Origin of the sequence: Pseudomonas sp. 39004 (assembly GCF_028682155.1) — a bacterium.
Taxonomy (GTDB): domain Bacteria; phylum Pseudomonadota; class Gammaproteobacteria; order Pseudomonadales; family Pseudomonadaceae; genus Aquipseudomonas; species Aquipseudomonas capeferrum.
Window position 1 is genome coordinate 23,053 of record NZ_JANIAG010000059.1, and the last position, 7,470, is coordinate 30,522.

The following is a 7,470-nucleotide window of genomic DNA, read 5'->3' on the forward strand; positions in this document are numbered from 1 at the left end:
GTGGCCGCCCTTAGAGCGACCACTGCATGCCACTCATCGAATACCCGGACAGCCCTACGTATTGCCTTTCACGCCGGCGAGGATATTGGGCATTTTCTGGTACAGTTTTACCGAACCTGTAATGCTCAGGTGCCCATTGTCACGATAGATGGGGACCCCATCGATGATGGTTTTACACGCCTTTTCGTCACACAAGACATCAGACAAGTACACCACCTTGGCACCCAGGGCCGTTTCAGCGTATTTCATCAGGTCATTCATCTTTTTATTCGCCCGGTCAAAGGCTGACCTTGCCAGCATGCATTTAGCCGACGGATCAGAGAATGAGGGGTTGGCCACTTCATTCTGAATGCACGAAACAAGCGCATTATCAATACGTGGTGGAGGCGAGATAATCACGACGTCCTTTCCAAGCGATTTAAGCTTTTCGACAACATTGTGCATATCTTGCTTCGCACGTTCGGGTGTCGATTTAGCGATGTGCATCGCACCGCCCTCGTCAAAAGAAATCGTCTCGAATGTATCCTGCACATACTGCCCGTACGACCCTGCCAAAATAACGGTCGTAATCGATGGGTGCTCACTAATAAATTTGAAAGCACTGTCATTGAACCCTACACACTGCCGCGCCTGCACCTCGAAGTCGTTACGCTTCGTATTGGGCGCTGCGTTCAAGAAGGGCGCGCATGCGCTGCGGGTAGCCTGGCGAATGTCGATTTTTTGCGACTGTAACATCCCTGGAATGTTGTGCATGGCAAAAGAGTCACCCCAAACAATAATCTTGGGGTTTGCCGAAGTCCGGCACTGCTCAGTATCTTTGTAAATATTGGCACCGCAGGACCTGTCGAGCCCATAGTTTGGAGCAAACAGTTCGTTTATCTTCTCAGCAGACTGGCCTTTCAGGAACGTATGCGACAGACCGAACAACGCTAGGGTCAGCGCAGGGAAAACGACCATCGACGGCTTGAAGCCATAAGGCATCTTCCTGAACGGCTCTTCTATCCACCTGTGCAACGCAATAGCCGACACGAGCGATGCCGCGAGTAATGTACCTTTGACAACCAGGCTATCAGTATTGATCGAGGCATTAGCCAACGCGATTATTGGCCAGTGAACGAGGTACAGCGAATACGAAAGATCGCCAAGCTTATTGACGAACAGCATCCGCGCCTGACCATTCAATAAACGGTGATTGGCCAGCAGTATAATCGCCGTTGCAAAGCAAACCACGACGGCATCGAGGCCCGGATGCGAAAGGCCCGAGTTAACAAATGGCGACGCCAACAGAACCGCAAAAGCAGGTACTGCCAGTTTTAACGAGACGCTTTTGACAATGCCGTTATGAACGACCATCGACGCGACACTACCAATGAGTAGCTCCCATGCTCGAGTAGGGAGCAAGTAGAACGCCGCTGACGGGTTGCTTGCAGAAAGGTAGAGGCAACCCATGAAGCTTGCAAGGGCAAGCACAATGAGGATCTTTTTCCAATGCTTGGCGGGCGTGAAAGCCAGGAGCGCAGGAACGACGAAGTAGAACTGCTCTTCTACCGCCAGCGACCACATGTGCAGCAGTGGCTTGGTGGCGGACTCGATATCGAAATATCCAGCTTGACTAAGCAGTACAAAATTCGTGGAGAACGTCAACGCGCCAATGACTTGCTGCTTCATCGATTCGATCTGCATCGGTGGCAGGAAGAATTTAGCTGCAATGATTGTCGCCAGGAGGGTGACGAAAGACGCCGGTAGCAGGCGCTTTGCTCGGCGGAGGTAGAACTGCTTGAATGAAAAGTTATCGCGCGCCAGTCCCTTGGACACAATCGATGTGATCAAGAAGCCTGAGATCACGAAGAAAATATCTACACCCAGGTATCCATACTGAAATCCAGGGATCGCCAAGTGTTCAAGCACCACAAATGCAACGGCAAGTCCCCTTAGGACTTGTATATCAACCCTGATTGTAGACATCGACATCCCAGCTCGTTTCGTTCGACAGCCGCGAATTGTATATCTAAATATTGAGGGCACCAAGGACGACAAAGGCTGCCGCGAGGTGATCACGAGCGGGTGCCGACTGCTTCACAAGCACACCGCGCAGAGTGAAAGCGTCATTCTTCATCCGGGCACGCCACGCACTTACATCTGCAAACCGCATTGAAGTACCCGGCGCACACCCGAACCCCTGCCATTACCTCATTACCTCACGGCTCCAACCGCCGCTGCTGATAGATCCAGTCCACAATCTCGCCATCCGGCGCATACCCGATCACCGTCTCCCGCAACAGCTGCCGAACCCGCACAAAGTCGTCATCCGCCACCGCCGCCAACAGCTCCCGCAACGCCTCCTTGAGCACGTCCCACGACATGAAGTCTTCATTGGCACTCATGATCATTGGATGCCGGGTGGCAATCACGTTGTCACCAATCAGCAGCTCCTCGTAGAGCTTCTCCCCTGGCCGCAGGCCGGTGAACTGAATGGCGATGTCGCCCATCGGGTTTCGTTCGGAACGGACGCTGAACCCGGACAGGTGAATCATCTTCTCTGCCAGCTCGACAATCCGCACCGGCTCGCCCATGTCGAGGACGAACACGTCGCCGCCCTTGCCCATGGAACCGGCCTGGATCACCAACTGCGCGGCTTCGGGGATGGTCATGAAGTAGCGGGTGATTTTCGGGTGGGTAACGGTCAGTGGGCCGCCGGCCTTGATCTGCTTGTGGAACAGCGGGATAACAGAGCCCGAAGAACCCAGCACATTGCCGAAACGCACCATGGTGAAACGGGTCTTGTTGACCTGCGAGACTTTGCCGCTATCACCGAACAGCACCGGTGCCACTTCGCGGCTCAGGGCTTGCAGGGTCATTTCGGCAAGGCGTTTGGTGCTGCCCATCACATTGGTCGGGCGTACCGCCTTGTCGGTGGAGATCAGCACGAAGTTGGCTACCCCAGCCTGCAAGGCGGCCTGGGCTGTGTGCAAGGTGCCGATGACGTTGTTCAGCAAGCCTTCGGCAATATTGTGCTCGACCATCGGCACGTGCTTGTAGGCCGCGGCGTGGTAGACAGTTTCGACCCGCCAGGTCTTCATGATGTCGAGCAGTTGCGCCTGGTTGCGCACCGAACCGAGGATCGGGATCAGGCACACAGACAACGATTCGCGCGCAATGCGCTGCTCCAGCTCGGAGAGGATGCTGTAGAGATTGAACTCGCTGTGGTCGAACAGCAGCAGGGTTTTCGGCGACTGGCCGAGAATCTGCCGGCACAGCTCCGAGCCGATCGAACCACCGGCGCCGGTGACCATGACAGTCTGCTCGACGATGCAGCGTTCTAGCAGGTCGGCCTGCGCCGGCACGGTGTCACGGCCCAGCAGGTCGGCAATGTCCACTTCCTGGATGTCGTCGACTTTGACCTTGCCGCTGGCCAGGTCGACGAAGCTCGGAATACTGCGCACGTGCAGCGGATAACCTTCAAGGAAGTTGAGGATTTCGCGACGTCGGGTGCGGGTGGAAGACGGGATGGCCAGGAGGATTTCCTGGGCGCCGGTGGCGTCGATCATTTCCTGCAATTGTTCGGGGCGGTAAACCTGCAGGCCGGCGATTACCCGGTCGGTGATGCTGGTGTCATCGTCGATGAACGCTACTGGGCGTAATGTCTTGTCGGTGCGCAAGGCGGCGACCAGCTGGTTGCCGGCACCGCCAGCGCCATAGATGGCAACCCTGGGCAGGCCGTTGTCACGGCTGGCGAAGGGTACGTGCTGCACGGCGGCTGCAAACCAGTCGCCGAGGAAGTACTGGCGCATGGCCAGGCGCAGCCCGCCGATCATGATCAGGCTCAGCCACCAGTAGTTGAAGGTGATAGACCGGGGTACGACGTTCTGGTGGTTGCTGGCCCAGTAGATGATGAAGCCCAGGATCAGCGACGACAGGGTCACGGCCTTGATGATGGCAATCAGCGCGTCGTTGCCGAAGTAGCGCATCACCGCGCGGTACAGGCCAAAGCGGATGAACAGGGGGATGGCTACCACCGGTGCGGTGAGGAACAGCCAGCCGTGGTCGATGATGGGGTTGGCCAGCTCATCGATGCCAAGGCGCACCACAAAGGCCAGCCACAGGGCGGCCCAGATCAGCACGATGTCGGTCAACACCTGCAGCAAGCGTTTATGCCTACGAGGTAGAGCAAGCAGTTTAGCGCGCACCTTATCCATCGCTCCTCTGAAACGTTTCCAGAAATTCCCTGACATCGAGTTGCTCACATTACCTTAGTGTCAATCTTCACATTCGCCTGCGTGGAAGCGGACCGCCAACACAATCAATGGGATATAGGCCAGCACCACGCCCACGGCGCCATCCAGGCCAAGCTTTGCAACACAGAACGCGATCGGCAGCAGCCAGCACAGGTTCAGCACGGCAACCGCGAGTGTGACCGGCAGATGCTTGCCGAATTCCCTGGAAGCAAACTGATAGGCATGGCTGCGATGAGCCTCATAGACCTTGTCGCCGCGCAACAAGCGCCTGACGAGGGTGTAGGTCGCATCGACAATGAACACGCCGAGCAGAATCAGCCAGCACCAGAGCATCGGCGGTGAAACCCAGGCAGCTTGCAGCGACAGGCCGCCGAGGACGATACCGAGGAAACCGCTGCCTGCGTCGCCCATGAAAATTTTTGCTGGGGGAAAATTCCAGAACAGGAACCCGGCGACAGCAGCGGCCAGCAGCAAGGGCAGAACGGCATGGCTGCCCAGGCCCGTCAGAGAGTATAGCGACGCCGCGCCCAGGCACACGGTAATGGCCTCGATACTGGCGATGCCGTCGATGCCGTCCATGAAATTGTAGAGGTTGAGCAACCAGACCAGGTATACGGCAGCGAGCACACCGCCCAGCCACCCCAGGTCCAGCACCCAGCCGAACAGTGTCAGCGGTGGCAACCCGCCCATCCACGCCAGCATCCAGGTTGCGGCGACGAAATGCCCGAGCAGGCGCCAGCGTGCGGCAATGTGGCCGTGGTCATCCATGAAGCCGATGATCGCGATCAGGGCACCCCCACCGCCTAGCGCGACGAGCGAGTGGATGCCCTCGGCGCCGGTCAGCATGAGCCCGACGATGGCCAGCAGGAAGGTCAGGACAATGGCGACACCACCGCCACGGGGCGTCGGTACGGTATGCGAGCTGCGGGCATTGGGCACATCGATGACGCTGCGTGCCAGCGCGTAGCGGCGCAGGCCTGCGGTCATCAACAAGGACAGCACCAGTACAGCGGGAAGAGACCACAAAAGCATCATTTCTTGTCGTTTTCCTGATAGTGCCTGGCAGTTGCCAGAAGTGCCGCATCCACGCTCACAGGTGGTTGCCAACCGAGTAATTCGCGGGTCTTGCCGATGTCCACCTGCAATGAGCCACACAGGCGCTGCGACAACGCGGCCTTGCCCAACGCTTTGGCAGCGCTGCTCAGCAGCCAGGCCGGCACCGGCAGCAAACGTGCCGGCTTGCCCAACGCCTGGGCCATGCGCCCGAGCAGTTGGGTGGTGGACAGGTCTTCGCCGTCACTCACCAGAAACACTTGGTCAGCGGCTGCCGGGTGGTCGATGCAGGTCAGCACCAGGTCGACCAGGTTGCCCAGCGCCACCAGGCTGCGGCGGTTGTGGATGGCACCAAAGGGCAAGGGCACACCACGGTCGAGCCAGCGCATCATGCTGAGGAAATTGGCCTTCACGCCCGGGCCATACACCAGCACAGGGCGAATGATGACGATCTGCATGCCGGTCTGTGCGCCGAGCGCCAGCAAGCCCTGCTCTGCCTCGTGCTTGGAGATGCCATAAGGGTCGACCGGGCGTGGCAAGTCGTCTGCGGTGTACGCCTTGCCGGGTTCGGTCTGCTCGCCATTGACCTTGATCGAACTGACGAAGACGAAACGTCGGGCACCAGCAGCACTCGCCGCACGGGCTAACGCCAGGGTGCCGTTGACGTTGATCCGGCGAAATTCGGCCAACGGGTCGGCGGCGGTATCCGACATGACATGCACCCGCGATGCGCAATGCACGACAACCTCGGGCTTGTGCGCCTGCAATTCGGCTGTCTGGTCGTCTGTGAGATCGCCAATGGGGTAAGTGATGACCCCGGCAGGCACATGGTGCAGGGGTGAACGCAAAGGTACGACGGTTTCGACATTTGCGTTGCGACTGAGCGCCTGCAGCACCGCTGCGCCCACAAAGCCGGACGCGCCAGTCAAAAGTACTCTCATTCTCACCTGATCGCTTTTTTTGGTTTATTGGCTATTACTATCGGATAGATCGCATGACAACGGAAGGCATCTGCATTACGCGATGAAATTTCCGACAAAAACCAGCCTTGAACGACGACACAATAGCCTATTGCACGCCATCAAACTGACTCAATGCACACGACCCTAAAGAATCTGAAGAAAAACTACAAATCGGCTAATCGATATCAAAGTGCCCTAACCTCGCTGCTTGCAGACCATGGACAGGGTTTGCAAAACAAAACAGAATCCCTGCTCCCATTCAAGTGCCAATAAGAACTCATGTCCAAAGGGAAAGTCACCAACGCGCTCTCCTCCCCGATTGCCGCCAGTATTGCCGCTATATTTGGCCGTTTTCTGCTTCTTGGGGCGGGAGCCCTGACCGGCATCATCATTCCGCTGACCATGCCGCAGGCTTCGGTAGGCGTGTTTTTTCTGGCCCAATCGCTGATCGCGGCCCTCGCCACCGTGGGGCAACTGGGCTTGAGCATCACCGCGCCAGCGTGCATTTCCACAGCCCAGGGGCACCGCGATGGCGGGCAGGTGAAGCAGGTAATCCGCCGTACACTGCTGATTGCCGTACTCTCCACCCTGGCACTGGCGATCGGCTTCAACCTCTTCATGCAGGTGTTTTCGCGCTATGAGGGCGCCGACCTGCTGCGTCTGCTCCACGCCATTGCCCCCCTGGTCTCGATCAGCATGGTCCTGGCCGCGATGACCACCATCCTGTCCGAGCAGCACCGGGCGCTTGGCCATTTCGTACAGGCCAGCTTCCTCACCACCGGGGCGAGTGTGGCCAGTGCGGCTACCGTCATCCTTGCCTGGCGGGGCGAACTGCAACTCAACCTCGACATGCTGGTCCTGGCGGGCGCAGTGGGGGCCAGTTGTACCGCGTTGCTGGGTGCCTACAGCCTCAGGCGCTGGTATCGGGCGCAAGCCGCCAGCAAGCCCGCGACAGACATCGGTTATGCCACCCTGTTACGGGAAACCCGTCCCAACCTCACCACCACCGTGGTGCTGTTCGTGATGTCGCAGGCCGACTTGTGGATCATCGCCTGGTTTGGCGATGCCGAAGGGCTGGCCATCTATGGCCTGGCCACGCGCCTGGCGGCGCTGGTACTGATACCGCTGGCAGTGATCAACACCGTGGTAGCACCATCGATCGGGCGCATCTGGGTGCGTGGCAAGAAGCGCTACCTGCAACGCGTGCTGGGGGTCGGTGC

The 7,470-nt window shown here is 58.3% G+C and carries 5 protein-coding genes; 1 reads left to right on the forward strand and 4 read right to left on the reverse strand.

Features of this window, described 5'->3' with window-relative positions; all coding sequences use genetic code 11:
* Nucleotides 1–54 precede the first annotated feature (54 nt).
* The 4 genes from NP534_RS12705 to NP534_RS12720 form a co-directional block, all read right to left on the reverse strand.
* Nucleotides 55–1,971, reverse strand: a complete 1,917-nt coding sequence (locus NP534_RS12705) for an acyltransferase family protein (RefSeq protein WP_274098916.1) — start codon at nt 1,969–1,971, stop codon at nt 55–57.
* Nucleotides 1,972–2,198: 227 nt separating this feature from the next.
* Nucleotides 2,199–4,196 carry a polysaccharide biosynthesis protein gene (locus NP534_RS12710; RefSeq protein WP_274098917.1) on the reverse strand — a complete coding sequence of 666 codons (1,998 nt, stop codon included), beginning with the start codon at nt 4,194–4,196 and terminating at the stop codon, nt 2,199–2,201.
* Between the two features lie 60 nt (nt 4,197–4,256).
* Nucleotides 4,257–5,270 carry an MraY family glycosyltransferase gene (locus tag NP534_RS12715; RefSeq protein ID WP_033700680.1) on the reverse strand — a complete coding sequence of 338 codons (1,014 nt, stop codon included), beginning with the start codon at nt 5,268–5,270 and terminating at the stop codon, nt 4,257–4,259.
* Nucleotides 5,267–6,229: an NAD-dependent epimerase/dehydratase family protein gene (locus NP534_RS12720; protein WP_337994319.1), complete on the reverse strand. Its 963-nt coding sequence runs from the start codon at nt 6,227–6,229 to the stop codon at nt 5,267–5,269. Before NP534_RS12720 ends, NP534_RS12715 begins: the two co-directional genes overlap by 4 nt.
* A 300-nt stretch (nt 6,230–6,529) precedes the next feature.
* Between NP534_RS12720 and NP534_RS12725 the strand changes: the two genes are divergently transcribed.
* Nucleotides 6,530–7,470: lipopolysaccharide biosynthesis protein (locus NP534_RS12725; RefSeq protein ID WP_274098919.1), on the forward strand; the 941-nt coding region annotated here is incomplete at its 3' end.

Bases quoted from the DNA above. Each gene is read 5' to 3' on its own strand.
- NP534_RS12705 (WP_274098916.1), bottom strand. From the start codon at position 1,971: ATGTCGATGTCTACAATCAGGGTTGATATACAAGTCCTAAGGGGACTT.
- NP534_RS12710 (WP_274098917.1), bottom strand. From the start codon at position 4,196: ATGGATAAGGTGCGCGCTAAACTGCTTGCTCTACCTCGTAGGCATAAA.
- NP534_RS12715 (WP_033700680.1), bottom strand. From the start codon at position 5,270: ATGATGCTTTTGTGGTCTCTTCCCGCTGTACTGGTGCTGTCCTTGTTG.
- NP534_RS12720 (WP_337994319.1), bottom strand. From the start codon at position 6,229: ATGAGAGTACTTTTGACTGGCGCGTCCGGCTTTGTGGGCGCAGCGGTG.